This window comes from Litchfieldella rifensis (assembly GCF_042646605.1).
Taxonomy (GTDB): domain Bacteria; phylum Pseudomonadota; class Gammaproteobacteria; order Pseudomonadales; family Halomonadaceae; genus Litchfieldella; species Litchfieldella rifensis.
Genome location: NZ_JBHRUG010000016.1, coordinates 56,329 through 74,609, shown reverse-complemented (window position 1 = coordinate 74,609; position 18,281 = coordinate 56,329). Strand labels below are relative to the sequence as shown.

The 18,281-nt window shown below is 63.3% G+C and carries 19 protein-coding genes; 11 read left to right on the top strand and 8 right to left on the bottom strand.

Annotated elements, in window-relative coordinates; all coding sequences use genetic code 11:
* Positions 1 to 170 precede the first annotated feature (170 nt).
* The 9 genes from ACFOEV_RS06765 (at position 171) to ACFOEV_RS06725 (ending at position 9,400) form a co-directional block, all read left to right on the top strand.
* On the top strand, positions 171 to 2,051 hold the full coding sequence (locus ACFOEV_RS06765; protein WP_386772436.1) for a beta-ketoacyl synthase: 1,881 nt from the start codon (positions 171 to 173) through the stop codon (positions 2,049 to 2,051).
* 18 nt (positions 2,052 to 2,069) lie between these two features.
* A complete protein-coding gene (gene coaD, locus ACFOEV_RS06760) occupies positions 2,070 to 2,549 on the top strand; it encodes a pantetheine-phosphate adenylyltransferase (protein WP_386772375.1) in 480 nt (159 codons plus the stop codon).
* Between the two features lie 45 nt (positions 2,550 to 2,594).
* Positions 2,595 to 2,843: a YfhL family 4Fe-4S dicluster ferredoxin gene (locus ACFOEV_RS06755; protein WP_386772374.1), complete on the top strand. Its 249-nt coding sequence runs from the start codon at positions 2,595 to 2,597 to the stop codon at positions 2,841 to 2,843.
* Positions 2,844 to 3,267: 424 nt separating this feature from the next.
* On the top strand, positions 3,268 to 3,897 hold the full coding sequence (locus ACFOEV_RS06750) for an outer membrane beta-barrel protein (RefSeq protein ID WP_386772373.1): 630 nt from the start codon (positions 3,268 to 3,270) through the stop codon (positions 3,895 to 3,897).
* A gap of 109 nt (positions 3,898 to 4,006) precedes the next feature.
* A complete protein-coding gene (locus ACFOEV_RS06745) occupies positions 4,007 to 5,338 on the top strand; it encodes an MATE family efflux transporter (protein WP_386772372.1) in 1,332 nt (443 codons plus the stop codon).
* Positions 5,339 to 5,411: 73 nt separating this feature from the next.
* Positions 5,412 to 6,722, top strand: coding sequence for a short-chain fatty acid transporter (locus ACFOEV_RS06740; RefSeq protein ID WP_386772371.1), 1,311 nt, complete (start codon positions 5,412 to 5,414; stop codon positions 6,720 to 6,722).
* 150 nt (positions 6,723 to 6,872) lie between these two features.
* Positions 6,873 to 7,358 (top strand): acyl-CoA thioesterase, encoded by a 486-nt coding sequence (locus ACFOEV_RS06735; RefSeq protein WP_386772435.1) that lies wholly within the window; start codon positions 6,873 to 6,875, stop codon positions 7,356 to 7,358.
* 21 nt (positions 7,359 to 7,379) lie between these two features.
* On the top strand, positions 7,380 to 8,369 hold the full coding sequence (locus ACFOEV_RS06730; RefSeq protein WP_386772370.1) for a zinc-binding dehydrogenase: 990 nt from the start codon (positions 7,380 to 7,382) through the stop codon (positions 8,367 to 8,369).
* Positions 8,370 to 8,398: 29 nt separating this feature from the next.
* Positions 8,399 to 9,400: an ion transporter gene (locus ACFOEV_RS06725; RefSeq protein ID WP_386772369.1), complete on the top strand. Its 1,002-nt coding sequence runs from the start codon at positions 8,399 to 8,401 to the stop codon at positions 9,398 to 9,400.
* A 50-nt stretch (positions 9,401 to 9,450) separates the two neighbouring features.
* Here the strand turns inward: ACFOEV_RS06725 and ACFOEV_RS06720 are convergent, their stop codons facing one another.
* A complete protein-coding gene (locus tag ACFOEV_RS06720) occupies positions 9,451 to 10,494 on the bottom strand; it encodes a hypothetical protein (protein ID WP_386772368.1) in 1,044 nt (347 codons plus the stop codon).
* Between the two features lie 59 nt (positions 10,495 to 10,553).
* On the bottom strand, positions 10,554 to 11,948 hold the full coding sequence (locus ACFOEV_RS06715; RefSeq protein ID WP_386772367.1) for an aminotransferase-like domain-containing protein: 1,395 nt from the start codon (positions 11,946 to 11,948) through the stop codon (positions 10,554 to 10,556).
* Positions 11,949 to 12,043: 95 nt separating this feature from the next.
* Between ACFOEV_RS06715 and ACFOEV_RS06710 the strand changes: the two genes are divergently transcribed.
* Positions 12,044 to 12,649 (top strand): LysE family translocator, encoded by a 606-nt coding sequence (locus tag ACFOEV_RS06710; protein ID WP_386772366.1) that lies wholly within the window; start codon positions 12,044 to 12,046, stop codon positions 12,647 to 12,649.
* Between the two features lie 26 nt (positions 12,650 to 12,675).
* Here ACFOEV_RS06710 and ACFOEV_RS06705 read toward each other — a convergent pair whose 3' ends face one another.
* The 6 genes from ACFOEV_RS06705 to ACFOEV_RS06680 all read right to left on the bottom strand — a co-directional run bounded on the left by ACFOEV_RS06705 (position 12,676) and on the right by ACFOEV_RS06680 (position 17,635).
* A complete protein-coding gene (locus ACFOEV_RS06705) occupies positions 12,676 to 13,011 on the bottom strand; it encodes an I78 family peptidase inhibitor (RefSeq protein WP_386772365.1) in 336 nt (111 codons plus the stop codon).
* A 92-nt stretch (positions 13,012 to 13,103) separates the two neighbouring features.
* The gene (locus ACFOEV_RS06700; RefSeq protein WP_386772364.1) at positions 13,104 to 13,235 is read right to left on the bottom strand and encodes an entericidin A/B family lipoprotein; all 132 of its coding nucleotides are present in this window, start codon (positions 13,233 to 13,235) and stop codon (positions 13,104 to 13,106) included.
* Positions 13,236 to 13,400: 165 nt separating this feature from the next.
* On the bottom strand, positions 13,401 to 13,571 hold the full coding sequence (locus ACFOEV_RS06695; RefSeq protein WP_386772363.1) for an entericidin A/B family lipoprotein: 171 nt from the start codon (positions 13,569 to 13,571) through the stop codon (positions 13,401 to 13,403).
* A 77-nt stretch (positions 13,572 to 13,648) separates the two neighbouring features.
* The gene (locus ACFOEV_RS06690) at positions 13,649 to 14,395 is read right to left on the bottom strand and encodes a sulfite exporter TauE/SafE family protein (protein ID WP_386772362.1); all 747 of its coding nucleotides are present in this window, start codon (positions 14,393 to 14,395) and stop codon (positions 13,649 to 13,651) included.
* Entirely contained in the window at positions 14,392 to 16,524 is a 2,133-nt protein-coding gene (locus tag ACFOEV_RS06685; RefSeq protein WP_386772361.1) for a TRAP transporter permease, read from the bottom strand. Before ACFOEV_RS06685 ends, ACFOEV_RS06690 begins: the two co-directional genes overlap by 4 nt.
* 82 nt (positions 16,525 to 16,606) lie before the next feature.
* A complete protein-coding gene (locus ACFOEV_RS06680) occupies positions 16,607 to 17,635 on the bottom strand; it encodes a TAXI family TRAP transporter solute-binding subunit (protein ID WP_386772360.1) in 1,029 nt (342 codons plus the stop codon).
* 220 nt (positions 17,636 to 17,855) lie between these two features.
* Between ACFOEV_RS06680 and ACFOEV_RS06675 the strand changes: the two genes are divergently transcribed.
* A complete protein-coding gene (locus ACFOEV_RS06675; protein WP_386772359.1) occupies positions 17,856 to 18,278 on the top strand; it encodes an HIT domain-containing protein in 423 nt (140 codons plus the stop codon).
* Positions 18,279 to 18,281: the final 3 nt, after the last annotated feature.

The window sequence follows — 18,281 nt, the reverse complement described above, 5'->3', positions numbered from 1 at the left end:
TCAAACATTCGTTTGACGAAGTTTTCCACATTTCGACGCCCACTGTTCGGTAAGGCTCGCATGACGCCACACTAGCGCCGGTGCTATCATCGCGACACTCAATGGAAATTATGACTCGTCAACAGCACAACGAGGAACGCGGCTTGTCACAGTTACCGGTGATTGTCGGCATGGGCGGGGTCAATGCCGCCGGCAGAACCTCGGGCCATCAAGCGTATCGTCGTACGGTACTCGATGCCTTGCACAAGGACGACCAGACTCGCACCGTGGTCGGGCTGGCAGCGATGATGCGCCTGGCCAGGCACCATGACGATGGCCACTGGCGAGACGCCAGCGGGACGATTCTCGATGCCGCGGAACTCGCGGCACGCTACCGCCAGCAAGTGCTCGACCACACCCTGATCCGCCGCATTGAAGATCCTCGCTTCAACGCCGACGGCATCCCCGCCAACCGCCAGGCACAGCTGTCGTTCGATTCGCCGCATACCTTTCGAGTACGTCGCCGCCAGCTTCCCGATGACCTGCCCGAGACCTGGCAAGTTCGCGAAATCGACCGCAACACCCTGGAAGTGACGGTGCCGGCGGGCTCATTCGAGGTCATGCTGCCCGAACGCCGTCCGGCCCTGGTGCGTGCCGCCGGTCAGCTTCCCAGTGGCTTCGAGCCCAGCCGGTTCTACCGTAGCGTGCATCATCCTCGCGGGTTGTCGATGGCCATCTTCGGTGCCTCGGACTGCCTGGGACAGAGCGGTCTCGACTGGGGTGCCCTGCGTGATCGTCTCGATCCGGATGCCATCGCCGTCTATGCCGGCAACTCGATCGGCCAGCTCGATGACGAAGGCTGGGGCGGCCTGCTCAAGAGCTTCGTTTCCGGCAATCGCGCCACCTCCAAGCAGATGCCGCTTGGCTACGGCCAGATGCCTGCCGACTTTCTGAATGCCTATGTACTGGGCAGCGTCGGTGCCACCGGCGCCGTCCAGGGCGCCTGTGCCACTTTCCTCTACAACCTGCGCCTGGCTATCGAGGACATTGCCAGCGGCCGCCGCCGTGTGGTCATGGTGGGGACTTCCGATGCACCGATCACCCCCGAGATCATCGAGGGATTCCGTGCCATGGGGGCACTGGCCGATGACGAAAGCCTCAAGGTCCTGGATGCCCTGACCCTGCTGACCGATGTCGACTACCAGCGCGCCTGCCGCCCCTTCGCGCGCAATTGCGGCTTCACCATTGCCGAAGCCAGCCAGTTCCTGCTGTTGATGGACGATGCCCTGGCACTGGAAACCGGGGCCCAGGTCCTCGGTGCCGTTCCCGGTGTATTCACCAATGCCGACGGCTGGAAGCGCTCGATCTCGGCCCCCGGCATCGGCAACTACATCACCCTCGGCAAGGCGGTGGCATTGGCCCGCGAGATTCTCGGTGACGAGGCGCTCAGGCAACGCACCTTCCTTCATGCCCATGGCACCAGCACCCCCAAGAACCGAGTGACGGAATCCCATGTCTTCGACCTGATCGCCCGCGCTTACGGAATCGAAGCCTGGCCGGTAGTGGCGGTCAAGGCTTTCGTCGGCCACTCGCAAGGCAGCGCCGCCGGCGATCAGCTGGCCAGCGCCCTGGGCAGCTTCGCTCATGGTCTTCTACCGGGCATCCCGACCCTGGACGCCGTGGCTGAGGACGTTTATGCCGAGCGCCTGCATTTCTCGCGCACTCCCGAAGCCTTCGACGCCGATGCCGCCTTCATCAATGCCAAGGGGTTCGGCGGCAACAACGCCACCGCTCTGGTACTGTCGCCGAAAGTGACCGAGCGGCTGCTGATCAAGCGACACGGCCAGGCGGCCATCGATGCCTGGAAAGCCCGTCAAGCGGCAACTCTCGAGGCCTCCAGCGCCTATGAGCGCCAGACCGACGAGGGGCATTTCCAGGCACTCTATCGCTTCGGCGAAGGCGTGCTGGAAGGCACCGAGCTCGAGATCAGTGCCGAACGCATCCGGATTCCCGGCTATGCCCAGCCAGTATCGCTGGCCGTCGACAACCCTTTCGGTTCCGTCAACGATTGACGATACACAGGAAGCCTCATGAACATCGTGGTCTATCCCGGTACTTTCGACCCTATCACCAATGGTCACTATGACCTGATCGAGCGCGCGACACGGATGTTCGACAAGGTCGTGGTGGCGATCGCCGCCAGTCCCGGCAAGCAGCCGGCACTGGGCCTCGACACTCGGGTGGCATTGGCACGCGAGGTCGTGGCGCCGCTGGATAATGTCGAGGTCACCGGATTCTCCTGTCTGCTCATCGAGTTGCTCGAACAGCAGGGGGCGCGCATTATCCTGCGTGGCCTGCGCGCGGTTTCCGACTTCGAGTACGAGCTGCAGCTCGCCAACATGAACCGTGCCCAGGCCCCACATGTGGAGAGCCTTTTCCTGACCCCGTCGCTCGAAAACTCCTATGTGTCTTCCACTATCGTGCGCGAGATCGCCCGGCTGGGGGGAGACATCTCTCAGCACGTGCACCCCAAGGTCGCCGAAGCGCTCGACAGGCATTACAATACCTGAGTGCCGCGCTAAAGTATTAGGCTCAGGAAGCATTGAGGTAGCCTTATGGCCCTGATGATCACCGACGAGTGCATCAACTGCGACGTCTGCGAACCCGAATGCCCCAACGGCGCCATTTCGCCCGGGGAAGAGATCTACGTGATCGACCCCAACCTGTGTACCGAGTGTGTCGGCCACTATGACGAGCCCCAGTGCCAGCAGGTCTGCCCGGTGGACTGCATTCCGCTAGATCCCGAGCATGAGGAAACCCGCGACCAGCTGATGGAGAAGTACCACATCATCACCGTCGCCTGAGCCTGCGCCAACCCCGAAATCCCACATCGAACGCCCTGCCGAGCGCGGGGCGCCACATAACAGCGACTCCTCCCCTGCCAGTACGACGACTCACGCGCCAGAAGCGCGTCGAGCCAGTTCGCCAGACACGAGCCGATCGGCACAACAGCATCGACACCGGCCTCTCTGGGCACCTCCCTCGAGCGGTATCCCGCTCTCACACTGACACTCTCCCTCTTTGTTACCTCTGTACCATCCTCACACCCTTATGACTGCATCCCCCTTGCACTGAACCACCCAGACAAATTGCTGGCGCTCAGTAAAATCAGCTCATAGAATATGAATTGAAACATTTCTTTACATTAATTTACTCTAAGGGAAGGCTCGGCCAACGGACCACTCGATTCCACAGGCCAAACCGTCCTACCCAGCAGGGGAGCGCAGGATGAAACGTCTTATCACCACCACCGCCATTTTGACCACGCTGGTCAGCACTTCCGCTCTGGCCCAGGGCTACCAGCAAGACCCCAATACGGGGCTCTACCTGGGTGCCGGTATCGGGCAGTCCACGCTGGATAATGATACTTTGGATGAGTTGAGTGACATCGGTTTCAACACCGATGATAGCGATACCGGCTACAAGCTATTTGTCGGCTATGATTTCAGCCCCAATTTTGCCTTGGAAGCCAGCTATCTCGACTTCGGCGACTTCACTGCCGACGCCTCCGTCATGGACGGTAGCGACACGGTGACTGCCAACATCGATGCAAGTGCAGATGGCTTTGGCTTTGCCCTGCTGGGTCGGTTGCCCATCGCGGCGGGCTTCGGCATCCATGCCAAGGTGGGCCTGCTTGCCTGGGATGGCGAGGTTTCAGGTACCGTCAGAGAAAATGGGACAACAACTTTTCAAGCCAGGGGAAACGCCGATGGCACCGATCCCTTCTATGGCGTAGGCGCCGAATACGTGATCAGCCGAGTGATGGTCCGCGGCGAGTATGAGCGCTACGACCTCAGCGACAGCGGCGAAGATTTCACGATCGACCTGCTCTCGGCCAGCGTTGGCTATCTTTTCTAAGCCCTCCTTCCGCATGCTCAGGACAGCCTCGCCGTAGCGGGGCTGTCCTGTTTCTTCTGACAGCGGTATTCTGCCCGACCAACTTTGTCGTGATCGCAAAGGAAGTCGCTTGTCTTCACCCTCCCTTACCGCTGACCGCCGTATCTGGCTGCTGGCCTGGCCGATCATCCTGTCGAACGTCACCGTGCCGTTGCTGGGGCTGGTCGATACCGCGGTAGTGGGCCATCTGCCGGACTCACGCTATCTGGCGGCGGTGACGCTGGGGGCGACGCTGTTCAGCTTCCTCTACTGGGGCTTCGGTTTCCTGCGCATGGGCACTACCGGGCTGACCTCCCAGGCGGTAGGCCGCGAGAACGACACCGAAGTGCGCAATCTGCTTGGCCAGTCACTGCTGATGGCTGTCGTCATCGGTACCCTGCTGATCCTGCTCTCGCGGCCACTGATCGCCATCGGATTGTGGCTGCTCGACGGCAGCGAGATCGCCACCCAACTGGCGGGGGAATATGCACGGATCCGCATCCTCTCGGCGCCCGCGGTACTGGCCAACTACACCATTCTCGGCTGGTTTCTCGGCCAGCAGAATTCACGCGTGACGCTGGCCATCCTGGTGCTCACCAACAGTGTCAATATCGTTCTCGACCTGATCTTCGTGATCGGGCTGGGCATGACCAGCGACGGCGTGGCCTGGGCCACGGTGATCGCCGATTACACGGCACTGGCCTTCGGGCTATGGTTGGTAGTCCGCCAACTCAAACAGCTGGAAGGCCGCTTCCTGCGCGAGCGGATTCTCAAGGTCGCCGCCTATGGCGAACTCTTCCAGGTCAATGCACATCTCTTCACACGCACCCTGGGGCTGTTGTTCGCCATGGCCTTCTTCACCGCCCAAGGCGCCAGCCTGGGCGATACCGTATTGGCCGCCAATGCCGTGCTGCTGCAGTTCATCATGCTGACATCCTATGCCCTGGACGGCTTCGCCCATGCCGCCGAGGCGTTGACGGGCCGCTGTGTGGGACGTCGCCAGTGGGACGAGTTCGCCACCGCGGTGGGTGCCGCGACACGCTTCTCGCTGCTGACCGCGGGTGCCGCTGCCCTGGTCTTCGCCCTCGGCGGCAATGCCCTGATCGCGTTGCTGACCGACCTGCCCGAGGTGCGCGCTACCGCCGCCAGCTACTTGCCGTGGATGGTCGCAATGCCTTTGATTGCGGTATGGAGCTACCTGCTGGATGGCGTCTTCATCGGTGCCACCGCCACTCGCGAGATGCGCAACAGCATCTTCGTCGGCCTGGCGACCTACCTGCCGGTATGGTGGCTCACCCTGCCGCTCGGCAACCATGGTTTGTGGCTGGCCTTCACCACCTTCACCCTGGTGCGCTCGACGACCCTGGGCGGCTATTATCTTCGCTATCGCCGTACCCGCTGGCTGTCGACCGCCCAACGTTGACCGGCGTGATACGCACAAGGCAAGGTAATTGCGCTAGTTTGGTGCTATCTAAATCAATGAAAGCGACAATGTCATGCTCAAGTTCCTGTCACGGCCCGCCGTGAAATTGGTCGAGCGTTATTTGCCCGATCCTTATATCTTCGTGCTCTTGCTCACGGTCATCGCCGCGGCGGCGGCGATCGCCGTGGAACGCCAGACACCGTTGGCGGTGATGCGCTACTGGGGCGATGGCTTCTGGAACCTGCTGACCTTCTCCATGCAGATGCTGCTGGTGCTGATCACCGGCTTCATGCTCGCCAACACCCCGCCGGTGAAACGCCTCCTGCAACGCCTGGCGGCGCTGGCAAAGAACGCCGGCGGCGCCATCGTGCTGGTGACCCTGGTCTCCCTAGCGGCAAGCTGGATCAACTGGGGCTTCGGCCTGGTGATCGGCGCCCTGTTTGCCAAGGAGTTGGCACGCCAGATTCGCGTCGACTATCGGCTGCTGATAGCCAGTGCCTACTCGGGTTTCATCGTCTGGCATGGCGGAATGGCCGGTTCGATACCGCTGACCATTGCCACCGATGGCCATTTCACCGTCGACCAGATCGGCGTGATTGGCACCGGGTCGACCATCTTCTCGTTCTTCAATCTGGCCATCGTGGCATGCCTGTTCGTCGCCGTGCCGCTGGTCAACCGCCTGATGCTGCCGGACGAGGCGGAAAGCGTGTATGTCGACCCCAAGGTGCTCGATGACACCCCGGCACCGGCGTCAGGCATCTCGCGCCCGGCCGAACGCCTGGAAAACAGCCACGTACTGGCCTGGCTGGTCGGCATCCCGGGCCTGGTGTTCCTGCTCGACTATTTTCTGCTGCGCGCCGGGGGGCTGAACCTGAACATCGTCAATTTCCTGTTCCTGTTCCTGGCCGTCGTGCTGCACCGCACCCCGCAGCGGCTACTGGACAGCCTGCATGAAGCCATCAAGGGCGGTGCCGGCATCGTCATCCAGTTTCCCTTCTATGCCGGCATCATGGCGATCATGAGCGAGTCGGGGCTGGCCCAGACGCTGTCGCAAGGCTTGGTGTCCTTTGCCTCGACCGAAACCCTGCCGTTCTGGTCGTTCATCAGTGCCGGGGTGGTCAATCTGTTCGTACCCTCCGGGGGCGGCCAATGGGCGGTGCAGGCGCCGGTGATGCTGCCGGCCGCCGAGGCGCTGGGGGTCGACATCACACGCGTGGCCATGTCAGTGGCCTGGGGTGACGCCTGGACCAACCTGTTGCAGCCGTTCTGGGCGCTGCCGGTGCTGGCCATCGCCGGCCTCAACGCCAAGGACATCATGGGCTTCTGCCTGGTCCAGCTATTCACGACCGGCGTGATTATTGCCTTGGGCCTGACCTATTTCTGAAGACACTGCTAAAGGTCGGTGACTGACCAGGAATGTCGCCCCGGGCCATGCATGGCCCGGGGCAACGCGCTATGCTGATCGAAGATTTCCCACCTCAGGAGCACGCCTGCCGTGACCTACGACGACCTCCCCCGCCAGCACGAACTGACGATGACCGTGCTGATGACCCCCGATATGGCTAATTTCAGTGGCAAGGTCCATGGTGGCGCCATTCTCAAGAAGCTCGACGAAGTCGCCTATGCCTGCGCCAGCCGCTATTCGGGCAGCTACGTGGTCACCCTGTCGGTGGACCAAGTATTGTTCAAGCAACCGATACATGTCGGCGAGTTGGTGACCTTTCTCGCCTCGGTGAACCATGTGGGACGCTCGTCGATGGAGATCGGCATCAAGGTGATCGCCGAATCGATCCAGGAAAAGGTCATTCGCCATACCAACAGCTGCTACCTGACCATGGTCGCCGTCGACCCGGATGGCAATCCGGCCGAAGTGCCCCCGCTGCGCCTGAAGACGCCACTGCAGAAACTGCGCTTCGAGAAAGCCGCGCTGCGCAAGAAACTGCGCAAGCAGGCCGAAGACGAAGCCCGGCGCACTCACGAGCATCATTATGCCGAGCACCACTACGCCGAGCCGACCTGAGCCAACGCCCCGCGGGCTGCCATGCAGCGCCTGACGCTAGCCAGTCGACCGCATGGAAGCCTGACCACGGAGCACTTCGCCATAGAGGAAGTCGCTTCGCCGACTGCGGCGGACGCCGCCCTGCTGTTGCGTCCACGCTTCATCAGTGTCGACCCTTACATGCGCACGCGCATGCAAGCGCAGGGCTACGGCTATATCCGGCGCTGGGAACCTGGCAGTGTGCTGTCGGGCTACACCGCGGCCGAGGTCGTGGCGAGCCGTCATCCCGACTGGGCCGCCGGCGACTGGGCGATAGGGCACCTGCCGATGCAGGAACTCCTCGCCCACGACGGCAATGGCTTGCGCCATGCTCCCAGCGGCGAACCGCCGCTGGCCTGGCTGCACCCGCTGGGCATGACCGGCTTCACCGCCTGGCTGGGTATGTCACTGCTGGGCCAGCCCCGACCTCAGGACTGCGTGCTGGTCTCCGCCGCGGCGGGTGCCGTGGGCTCCATCGCTGCCCAGTTGGCCCGCGAGGCTGGCGCACGGGTGATCGTCAGCGCCGGGCGCGAGGACAAGCGCGCCTGGCTGCGCGGGCTCGGCTTCGACACGGTACTCGATCACCGTGCCCCCGACTTCGGCGAACACCTGCAAAGGGTCGCACCCGAGGGCCTGACGCTCGACTTCGAGAATGTCGGCGGGCGTGCCTTCGCCGCCGCCATCGATGCCATGCGCTCGGGCGGACGCGTTATCGTCTGTGGGTTGATCAGCCAGTACCAATCCCCACGGCCGCGTCAGGCACCCGCCAACCTGGCGTGGCTCGGTGAACGCGGCGTGGCGGTGATTCCTTTCGTGGCCCCCGACTACGGCGACCGCTTCGAGGCGTTTCTGCGTGATATGTCACCGCGCGTGGCCAGTGGCCGGATACACTGGCGACTCGATATGGTGCAAGGTGGCCTCGAGGCGATCCCCAGCGCCCTGATCGGGCTGTTCGAGGGTGACAACCTGGGCAAACGGGTGGTCGCCCTCTAGGCTAGAGACAGACGGCACAAGGAGGCGCCATGCCATCTTCGACACCACGCCCGATCAGCCTGGTCCTGGAGCGCGTCCACCTGGCCTGGGATCTGTTGATCATCGTGCTGGTCGTGGCCAACCTGGCGCTGCTGTTGTTCGACAGCCTGTTCCTGCTTCCTCCCTTGAATGCCGCTTTCGAGGCGTTGACACCACGTCTGCACGGTATCTATGACCGCTATGTCCACGCCAACTTCGTCGCCATCGACCTGACCTTCGTGGCGATCTTCGTGCTCGATGTCCTGCTGGGCTGGGCGATTGCCATCGCCGAACACCGCTACCACCGCTGGTTCTTCTACCCCTTCGTGCACTGGTACGATGTGCTGGGCTGCATTCCCACGGGTGGCTTCCGCCTGCTGCGCGTACTGCGCCTCGTCTCGCTGCTGCATCGACTGCAGCGCCTGGGCCTGATCGACATCCGCCGCTGGCGGCTCTACGCCATCTACGCCAAGTACTATGACATCCTCATGGAGGAGCTCTCCGATCGCATCGCGCTGCGCCTGCTGGACAGCGTCCAGGACCAGGTGCGTGCCAGCGACTCACTATCCAGGCGCCTCACCGACAACGTCGTCATGCCGCGCAAGCAGCAATTGATCCACGAGATCACCCGCCGCCTGGAAGACATGGCGGGGAGCGCCTATGCCCATAACCGTGCCGACCTGATGCGCTATGTCAGTGCCCTGGTCGGCCGCACCCTGGCCGAGAGCCGCGAGATCCAGCGCCTCAAGCGCCTGCCCATGGGTAACCAGCTTGCCAACACCCTGGATGCCTCGCTCAGCGATATCGCCTGCCGGCTGGTCCATGAAGCCGTCGAGGGCCTGCGCTCACCCGAGTTCAGCGCCCTGGTGGAACGTCTCGCCGATAGCGGCTTCGATGCCTGGCTCAAGGTCGACAAGCATACCGATCGGGTTACCGAACAGGTGTTGATCGACATGCTCGAGATGCTCAAGGCAAAAGTCGCCGTCAAAGAGTGGCGCGACAGATACAAATGACGGTTGCCATCGGCAACGGGCGCCACACGTGGGGTGCAGCGTCGTCGCGTTCAGCCACGCATGTCGAGCAGGGTATAGGGGGCCTCGCAGGCATGGCGTTCGTCGCGTTCGTCGATCGCCCCCAAGCCCAGGTGACGATCGTTATCGTAGGCGACGAACAGCCGGGAGGGGCTCAGCACCGCCAGGCCCTCGGCCTTGTGCTCGAACTCCAGCGGTATCCCCCGCTCGTCAGCCACCAACTGTGGCGCCCTGCCCGCGGCGAAATCGGCCAGCGACACCTGCCACAGATAGCCACCGATATGTTCGGTGCCAGCGTCTTCGGTCTCGAAACTGGTCAGCAGGTAGAGACGCTCATTGAAGGGATCGTATTCCAGGCTCGATAGCCCGCAGACGTATCGCACCCCCTCGCATGCTTGCGGATCGAAACGATAGAGGCTGCGCAGCTCATCGACGAACTCCACGTTACCGGAGGCATTGACCCGGTAGTGGGCGCCCACCACGCGGCAGACGTAATCGAAATCGTCATGGGCGGCACCCTGCTCGCGTACGCCGAACAGCAACAGGCCGTCACCCCGGTCGCCGGGAATCGCTGCCAGCCCCTCGATCTTGTAGTAGGGGGCACCGATCGCCCCATCGAGCTTGGCACGCAGTTCCAGCGAACCTTCGACGCCGTCACGCGGGTCGGGATCCACCACCTGAACCTGGTTCGGCTCGCCCAGCGGCCAGATCAGCAGGTGATTGTAGGCATTGAGGTCATGACTCGCGTCATCGATGCGATCGAAGCCCGTGGTCGCCAGCACATGGCGACCATCGGCGGTCAGGGCGAAATCCTCGTATTTGGTGGCCCGCACGATGGCCTCGGCAGTGAAATACTCGAGAGTCGCATCGTCGGGCACCCCGCGTTCGGTGATATCCACGGCGAACACCGCCGAGCGGTCGGGTCCCGGAATCGGCTTGTCGCTGGCGAGAATCAGGCGATGTCCGTCGTAGACCACCGCCGAGACCTCGGCATTGACCAGTCGGCCGCGTTCGTCACGCAGCCCGGCGGGAAAGCAGTGAAGGGTTCCATGGTGCAAGACGTTAGCCCGGATCATGCGTATCTCCTCGCAGGTGGGTTACCCCTAAACTGGGGGTCCTTCACCACACATGCAAGTCACAGGGTTCGCCAAGGGCTGGCCGGTGGTGCCTCCAGCAACGAGGCCAGCGTCTCCAGAGCCCTTGTCAGCGCCTCGCGGCTGGCAGCGGCGCTGACACACAGGCGGATCGCCTGGGGGGCCGGCTCGCTGCCGACACAGAACGGCTCGGCACTGGTGACCCGCACATGCTGACGCTCGAGCTGCTCGATCAGGGCCGCGGCACGCTGCCCTGCCGGCAGTTCCAGCCACAGATGAAAGCCGTGAGGCCGACCGCCGGGCCTGAAGGTCGCCAGCCGATCCTTTGCCAGCCGTTGGCGAGCGGCGATCTCCTCCAGTTGCCAAGCCAGCAGGCGCTCGGCCGCGCCGCTGTCGATCCAGCGGCATACGGCCTCCGCCATCAACGGGGGGACCATCCAGCTCTGGGCTCGTTGCAGGGTGGCCAATCTCTCGCGCATCGTGTGCGGCACGCGCAGGGTACCGATGCGCATCCCGCCGGCGATCACCTTCGAGGTACTGAACAAGTACAGCGTTCGCTCCGGTGCCAGTCGGTACAACGGCGTGCCCCGCTCATCGGGAGGCAGGTATTGCACGCCATCCTCGACGATCCAGAAATCATGTTCGCGAGCCAGCTCGGCCAAGCGCTCCCGGCGCGACTCCGACAGGCACACGCCCGTGGGGTTGTTCTGGTCCGGCGTGACATAGACCAGCCGCGGCGGCTGCTGGCTACACAGCCGAGCCAGCGCCTCGACATCCATACCCTCATCGTCCAAGGGGACGCGCAAGGCCTTCAGGTGCAGCTGCTGGGCCGCGCAGATCAGCCCGGGATAGGTGAGCGCGCTGGCGGCGATACGCTCACCCGGCTGTGCCAATGCCTGCAGCGCCAGGAAAATACCGTGCTGCCCACCCTGGGTGATGATCAGTTCCTCGGCATCGACGGCGATGCCGAGGCGCATCATCCAGGCGGCCAACACCTCACGGTGTCGCGTCATGCCCTGCTCGTGCTGGTAATCCACGACCTGCCGTAACGCCAGCGGATCGCGCGCGATGGCGCCGAGCGCTTCGCCCAACCCTTGGGGGCGATCCGGATGTGGCGGGGGTAGGCTGAGACTGAGATCGACGAGTTCCTCGTCCCCATGGAGAGTGATCTGGCGGAAGACAGCGGTCGATGTATCACCGCCCTGCACATAGGTACCGCTACCCACGCGTGCCTCGACCAGCCCCTGGCGCTCGGCCTCGGCATAGGCCCGGGTCACCGTACCCACCGTGACGCCCAGGGCATCGGCCAGACGACGCTGGGGCGGCAGCCGTTCCCCCGGTTTCAGCCGCTCCCGCTGGATGGCCTCGGTAATGGCATTGACGATGGCGCGATAGCGCGGCCCCTGTGTGGACAGTTCGGGCACCCAGATTGTCATGGTGACAATAAATCCATTGACGCCGAAATTGTACCCATTATGCTCAAAATTGCACGAAAGGGAAACGAATCAGGCAAGATTGTATGGGTGCAATCATGATCGAAGGATTGGCTTTCCTGGGACCGGCAACGCTGTACATGATCTCCATGACCATCACGCCCGGACCCAACAATGTCATGCTCACCGCCTCGGGTGCCAACTACGGCTTCCGGCGGACCGTGCCGCACATTCTCGGGATTCTCGGCGGCTGCTTCGTACTGTTCGCCGGCATCGCTCTGGGACTTGGGCTGCTGTTCGAGCGCTACCCGGCGGTGCAGATGCTGCTGCGTATCGTCGGTAGCGCCTATCTGCTCTACCTGGCCTGGAAGATCGCCACTGCCCCGCCACCGAACCTGCGAGTGCAGGGCGAGGGGCGTCCGCTGACCTTCTGGCAGGCGGCGGCCTTTCAGTTCGCCAACCCCAAGGCCTGGGTCATGGGTCTGGCACTGATGGCGGGCTTTCTGCCACAAGGCGGTGACACTCTGGTCAATGCCTTGCTGCTGGCGGCCTTCGCCGAACTGGTGGCACTACCCTGCATCGCCTTGTGGGCCGGTTTCGGGTTGGCCATCGGCCGTTTGCTGAAGAGCGCTCGTGCCTGGCGAGTATTCAATGGCCTGATGGGCGCCATGACCGCCGCCTGCGTGATCTTTATCCTCGGCTAGCTCCGCCTGGTCTGGTGAATTCCCGGTCAGCCACATTCGATTCGGACAATGACGTTGTCGTCATCCAGATGAATGTTCAACCGGTCGGGGCGGTGGTCCATGGTGGCCATGTCCCCCGGGCGCAGCACCCGCATGCGCTCGGCACGGCTTTCTTCAGCGATGGCTTCTCGCAGGGCATCGCTGAATTCGCGGCCGACGCGATCCTGAACCGACTGGGCACCACAACGATCGTTTCCGCTATCGACCCTCGGTGGGGGAGGCGCTTCCTCGCGGCTGATCGATTGCTGGGGGCTGGCGCTGCACGCAGCCATGGCTAACACGGCACCCCACGAGGGGAGTCGCTTGAGAAGGGTCGACAGCATGGGCAGATCCTTTGCGTGGTGGCCGCGTCAAGCGATAGAAGTAGGCAAAGGGTTCGTGGGCCTACCTCCATCGCCTACGCGTGGGCCCGATGTCATTCAGCCTCGTCCTGTATGGCTTCGCCACCTTGCTCGATATCTTCACCAGCGCCTTCGAGGGTATTGCAGCCACTCAACACGCTGGCGCTCATCAGCAGAACGAACAGCAGGGACATGACTTTCTTCATGGGGTCCTCCTTAACAAACGGAATCTCCACTTTCACCCTGAAAGGGCGCCCCAATTCAGCCTAGCAGGCAAGCGCCACGCTCGCACAGTGATTGCCCTTGCTGGCCACATCCCACCGCCGGCTCCAGGCGACATCATGGCAGCAAACCGCCGGCACGGTGGCCGTTCAGTAACCACCGCCACCGTTGTTGCCACCGCTACCATTATCATTGGCGGCATCCTGCACGGCTTCACCGCCACGCTCGATATCCTGCCCCATGCCGCGAATGGTATTGCAGCCACTCAGCAGCGACAGGGTGAACAGCGATACCAGCAGCAGGGAGGCTAATCGTTTCATCGTCGTTTCCTCGCGCCTTGGCCCAACTGGCAACGAAAGGCCACTTTCTTTTAATAAACTAGCACCGTTTACCCGCCCTACCCCAGCGCCAACCGCAAGATAATCGCCACGATCACGGCGATGGTCAGCCCCTTGATCCAGGCCGCCCCACGTGGCCCCATGTTGACCTTTACTGCCAACCAGGCACCGGCCATGCTGCCGAGCGCCAATAACAGACCATAGCCCCAGCGTACCTGGTCGTGATACACGAACAGCGCCAGGGCCGGCAGCGTATAGACCAGGATGATGAAGACCTTGAAGACATTGACCTGAGCGAGGTCGATCTTGAGCATGCGATAGAGCACCACCATGAACAGGATGCCGACGCCTACCTGAAGGAAGCCGCCATACACTCCGATAGCGAACATTGCCAGGTAGAGCGTAGGCGTCAGGCGCTCGGGGGTGAGGGGACGGGTATCGACATGCGGTCGAGGTAGCAGCATCGCCACCGAACAGCCGACCATGACCGCGATCAGTATCGCCTCGAACATGGCATCGCTGACCTGCATGGCCAGCCAGGCACCGAGCAGGGCCCCCACCACTGCCGGTACCGACAAGCGCGCACTCAAACCGATATGACTCGCACCGGCCCGTCGAAAGCTGCCCACCGCCGCTACGCTTTGCAGCACGATGGATACACGGTTGGTGCCGTTGGCCGTCTGGGGCGGCAGGCCCAGGAACATCAGCAGCGGCAGCGTCAGCATCGAGCCGCCGGCCGAGAGTACATTGATGAAACCGGCCACGGCCCCGATCGCGATCAGGGCCAGGGCTTCGACTAGCGTCATGCCATTGCCTGTTGTGGCGCGCGTCCTGCGCGCGAACTCCATACCAGTATCGCCAGGAAGATCCCCAGCCCCAGGCAGTCCAGCGCCAACTCGCCATGGGGCCACAGCATCAAGGCGCCGATGGGAAACATCGCCAGGCGCAGCCACCAGGACAACTCGTGCTCGAGGAAGCCTTCCAGCCCGGCGATGATGGCATAGATGCCGAACAGTGCGAAGGCGAATACCGTCAGCATCTCCACGGGGGTACCGCCGATCAGCGGCGACCAGACGAACAACAGCGGGATGATATAGAGTCCCTTGGCGATCTTCCAGGCAGTGAAACCGGTGCGCATCGGCGGCGTCTTGGCGATGGCCGCGGCGGCGAAGGCGGTCAGGCATACCGGCGGGGTGACATTGGAGTCCTGGGACAACCAGAAGATGACCATATGTGCTGCCACCAGCGCCATGGTCAGGGTATGCGGCGACAGCGCCTGCTCATAGAGCTGGTTACGGAAGTCGTCCGGCACCACGGCCAACAGTTCGCGAGCACTGGCAGCATCCATGGGCGCATTGAGTGCCTCCAGGTGGTCCGGCGCGGCCAGCATGAAGATCGCCTGGGCCTGCTGCGGCAGATCGCCGGCCATGAGCAGCTCGAGCAACTGGCTGTGGGCCATCAGGCCATAAAGGGCCGGTGCCGACAGGGTGCCCAGCACGATATAGGCGGCGGTGACCGGCAGCCCCATGCCCAACACCAGCGAGGCGATGGCGATCAGCACCATGGTGATCAGTAGGCTGCCACCGGCCCAGTCAGTGATCATCAGCGAGAAGGTATTGCCGATGCCGGTGGTCGAGACCACATTGACGATCAGCCCCACGGTGAGCAGCAGGATCGCCGTGGTGGTCATGTTGCGCGTCCCCAGTGCCAAGGCCTCGAGGATGGTGCGAGGCGTCATCGGCGCCTTCGACAGCCAGGAGGCCGCCACCACCGAGAGGATGGCGATGCCGGCGGCATAGGTCGGCGTGAAGCCATGGATCAGTGCCGCCACCAGCACCACCAGCGGCAGCAGGAAGTGCCAGCCGCCCTTGAGCACTTCGAGCAGCCGCGGCGCCTCTGCTGTCTCGACGGGCTGGGCATTGCTTCGCTTGGCCTCGATGCGCACGAACATTGCCACCGACAGGAAGTACAGCAATGCCGGCAGCGCCGCCACGCCGATGATGGTCAGATAGGAAACCTGGGTATAGGAAGCCATGATGAAGGCCCCGGCGCCCATCACCGGCGGCATCAATTGCCCACCGGTGGAGGCCGCGGCCTCGACCCCGGCGGCGAAGCGTGCCGGGAAGCCGGCCTTGCGCATCAGCGGAATGGTGATGACCCCGGTGGACACGGTATTGGCCACGCTGGAGCCGGATACCGAGCCCATCAAGCCGGAAGCGAACACCGCCACGAAGCCGGGACCACCGACAAAGCGCCCGGCGGCACAGCGCGCCAGCTCGATGATGAAATCGCCGGCACCGGACTTGACCAGGAAGGCGCCGAACAGGATGAACATGAACACATAGGACCAGGAGATCCGAGCGATCGAGCCCAGCATGCCGTCGCCGCCCATGTAGCTGCGATAGAGCACCGTCTCCCAGCTGAGCCCCGGGAAGCCGAATACCCCGCCGACATAGCGCCCCCACCAGGCCACGTAGGTCAGCGCCACCAGACACAGCAGGGGGATGAACCAACCGGTGGTGCGCCGGGCGAACTCGAGCACCAGGCCGAGGGCGACGATGGACACCACCCAGTCGGCGCTCGAGAAGCGCACGCCACGAGCATAGAGCGCATCCTCGAAGCCGATCAGGTAGAAGGCGCAGCCCACCGCAGCCAGGCCGAGCAGGATATCCACACCCAGCACCAGGCGCCGACCGCCCGCCGAGCCGGTCCTCAGCATGGGCACGGAGAGCGCGCACAGCAGGCCGAACATGCCGAAATGCAAGGCACTGACCCACACCTCGGAGAGCGTGCCCAGGGTATTGAAGTACAGGTGCGATAACGCCACGACGATGGCAAAGGCGAACAGCACGCGACCCAGCCAGGGCGTGTCGAGACGCTCTTGGGCCTCGCCGGCGGCTTCGTCACGCACCGGCTCGGAGGGCATTTGACTCATGGGGATTTACCTCAGCGACAGATCCGGGAAGCGGCCACAACCGAGGTCGCGACCGCCTGGTCAGCAGGGGGATGGGCGAGTCTCACCCCTCGAGCAGGTGCTCGGGAATCTCCAGTCCCTGTTCCTGGAAGTAGCGTGCGGCGCCCGGGTGCAGCGGCACCGGGAGGCCATCGAGGGCCTTCTCCAGCGCCATGTCACGGGTCGCCGGATGGATGTTATTGAGGAACGGCAGGTTCTCGAACATCGCCTTGGTGATCTGGTAGACGTGTTCTTCCGGCACGTCGGCGTTGACCACCAGGATATTGGGCTGGGCGATGGTGTGGATCGGCTCTGCCTGGCTCGGATAGGTGTCGGCGGGGATCTCGTAGGGCGTCCACACCGGATACTCGCCATTGATCCGCGCGAGCTGCTCCGCGGTGATATTCAGGGTGGTAATGTCATCGCCCATATTGGCGTAGGCGCTGGTCACCGCCGAGGCCGGCACCCCGGCCGGGATGTTCATGCCATCGATATTGCCGTTCTGCATGGAGTCGGCGCTGGGGCCATAGCCCAGATAGGCCAGGTCCATCTGCTCGGGGTCGATCTCCAGACCGGCAAGAATCTGCCGACCGGAGCCCTCGGTGCCGGAATTGCGCGCCCCGATGGAGAAGCCGCGGCCATAGAGCTGGGTCAGGTCGTCGATGGTGCCGGTCTCGACCCGGCTGCTGCGCATCACGAAGTGCTCGACGTTCTGCCACAGCATCGACACCGAACGAAGGTTGTCGTAGGCCTTGGGCACCGGACCGGAACCGTTCCAGGCCCAGGCGCCGTAGAGGGCTTGCAGGATGCCGAACTGGGCCTGGTCATCGTCCATCAGGCGCAGGTTCTCGGCGGAACCGGCGGAACTGATCGCCGACACCGCGATGCCGTGGGTGGGCTCGAGCTTGACTCGCACCAGGGTGGATAGCGCGACGCCCACCGGGTAGAAGGTGCCGCCGGTGGTGGCGGTACCCATGATGTACTGCCCACCCTCGCTGGCATCGTCCTGGGCCACGGCGGTGACGCCGGTCAGGCCGAGGGTCGCGGCGGTGGCCAGGGCGAGGGCGGATTTGAGGAACTGGCGCTTGTGCATTGGCGTATCTCCTGTCGGTGAGGACTTGTTATGCTTGTGCCCCAGACTTATAGCGAAAAGGCTGCCAACACTCTTCAATCCGTTCTTTTTCAGCAAGTTACGCAAAAATTCCTTGGCCAGAGCCGCTCCCGACCGTCCCCATCGGCGATTTTTTGCCGATGCCAACACCGGCAATCGGCAAGAAATGGCCGATCACCTTTCCGACACGAAGGAAACTCGCATGACTGAACCGACGCTGGACCCACGCCTGGAGGCCGACACCTTGCCGGTCGCGGAGCTGCCGTTATGCCAGGTGCGCCTGATGAACGACTCGCGCTTTCCCTGGCTGGTGCTGATTCCGCGCCGCCCCGCGGTCAGCGAGGTATTCGAGCTGAGCGAGGCGGATCAAGCCCAGCTATGGAAGGAGGCCACGGCCCTGGGCCGGACCATGAAGGAAGCCCTTGAGGGTGACAAGCTCAACCTGGCGACCCTGGGCAATGTGGTCGCTCAGTTGCACCTGCACGTGATCATCAGGAACCACGACGACGACGCCTGGCCGGCGCCGGTCTGGGGACACGGCCAGGCCCGGCCTTACGCTCCCGACGCCCAGGCGGCGATGCGTGACCAGGTCCTGGCCCAGATCGCCGGGCTGGCGCTGGACTGAGGC

Excerpts from the sequence above, each read along its gene's own strand:
- ACFOEV_RS06765 (WP_386772436.1), top strand. The coding sequence starts at position 171 with ATGGGCGGGGTCAATGCCGCCGGCAGAACCTCGGGCCATCAAGCGTAT.
- coaD (WP_386772375.1), top strand. The coding sequence starts at position 2,070 with ATGAACATCGTGGTCTATCCCGGTACTTTCGACCCTATCACCAATGGT.
- ACFOEV_RS06755 (WP_386772374.1), top strand. The coding sequence starts at position 2,595 with ATGGCCCTGATGATCACCGACGAGTGCATCAACTGCGACGTCTGCGAA.
- ACFOEV_RS06750 (WP_386772373.1), top strand. The coding sequence starts at position 3,268 with ATGAAACGTCTTATCACCACCACCGCCATTTTGACCACGCTGGTCAGC.
- ACFOEV_RS06740 (WP_386772371.1), top strand. The coding sequence starts at position 5,412 with ATGCTCAAGTTCCTGTCACGGCCCGCCGTGAAATTGGTCGAGCGTTAT.
- ACFOEV_RS06735 (WP_386772435.1), top strand. The coding sequence starts at position 6,873 with ATGACCGTGCTGATGACCCCCGATATGGCTAATTTCAGTGGCAAGGTC.
- ACFOEV_RS06730 (WP_386772370.1), top strand. The coding sequence starts at position 7,380 with ATGCAGCGCCTGACGCTAGCCAGTCGACCGCATGGAAGCCTGACCACG.
- ACFOEV_RS06725 (WP_386772369.1), top strand. The coding sequence starts at position 8,399 with ATGCCATCTTCGACACCACGCCCGATCAGCCTGGTCCTGGAGCGCGTC.
- ACFOEV_RS06720 (WP_386772368.1), bottom strand. The coding sequence starts at position 10,494 with ATGATCCGGGCTAACGTCTTGCACCATGGAACCCTTCACTGCTTTCCC.
- ACFOEV_RS06715 (WP_386772367.1), bottom strand. The coding sequence starts at position 11,948 with ATGACAATCTGGGTGCCCGAACTGTCCACACAGGGGCCGCGCTATCGC.
- ACFOEV_RS06710 (WP_386772366.1), top strand. The coding sequence starts at position 12,044 with ATGATCGAAGGATTGGCTTTCCTGGGACCGGCAACGCTGTACATGATC.
- ACFOEV_RS06705 (WP_386772365.1), bottom strand. The coding sequence starts at position 13,011 with ATGCTGTCGACCCTTCTCAAGCGACTCCCCTCGTGGGGTGCCGTGTTA.
- ACFOEV_RS06700 (WP_386772364.1), bottom strand. The coding sequence starts at position 13,235 with ATGAAGAAAGTCATGTCCCTGCTGTTCGTTCTGCTGATGAGCGCCAGC.
- ACFOEV_RS06695 (WP_386772363.1), bottom strand. The coding sequence starts at position 13,571 with ATGAAACGATTAGCCTCCCTGCTGCTGGTATCGCTGTTCACCCTGTCG.
- ACFOEV_RS06690 (WP_386772362.1), bottom strand. The coding sequence starts at position 14,395 with ATGACGCTAGTCGAAGCCCTGGCCCTGATCGCGATCGGGGCCGTGGCC.
- ACFOEV_RS06685 (WP_386772361.1), bottom strand. The coding sequence starts at position 16,524 with ATGAGTCAAATGCCCTCCGAGCCGGTGCGTGACGAAGCCGCCGGCGAG.
- ACFOEV_RS06680 (WP_386772360.1), bottom strand. The coding sequence starts at position 17,635 with ATGCACAAGCGCCAGTTCCTCAAATCCGCCCTCGCCCTGGCCACCGCC.
- ACFOEV_RS06675 (WP_386772359.1), top strand. The coding sequence starts at position 17,856 with ATGACTGAACCGACGCTGGACCCACGCCTGGAGGCCGACACCTTGCCG.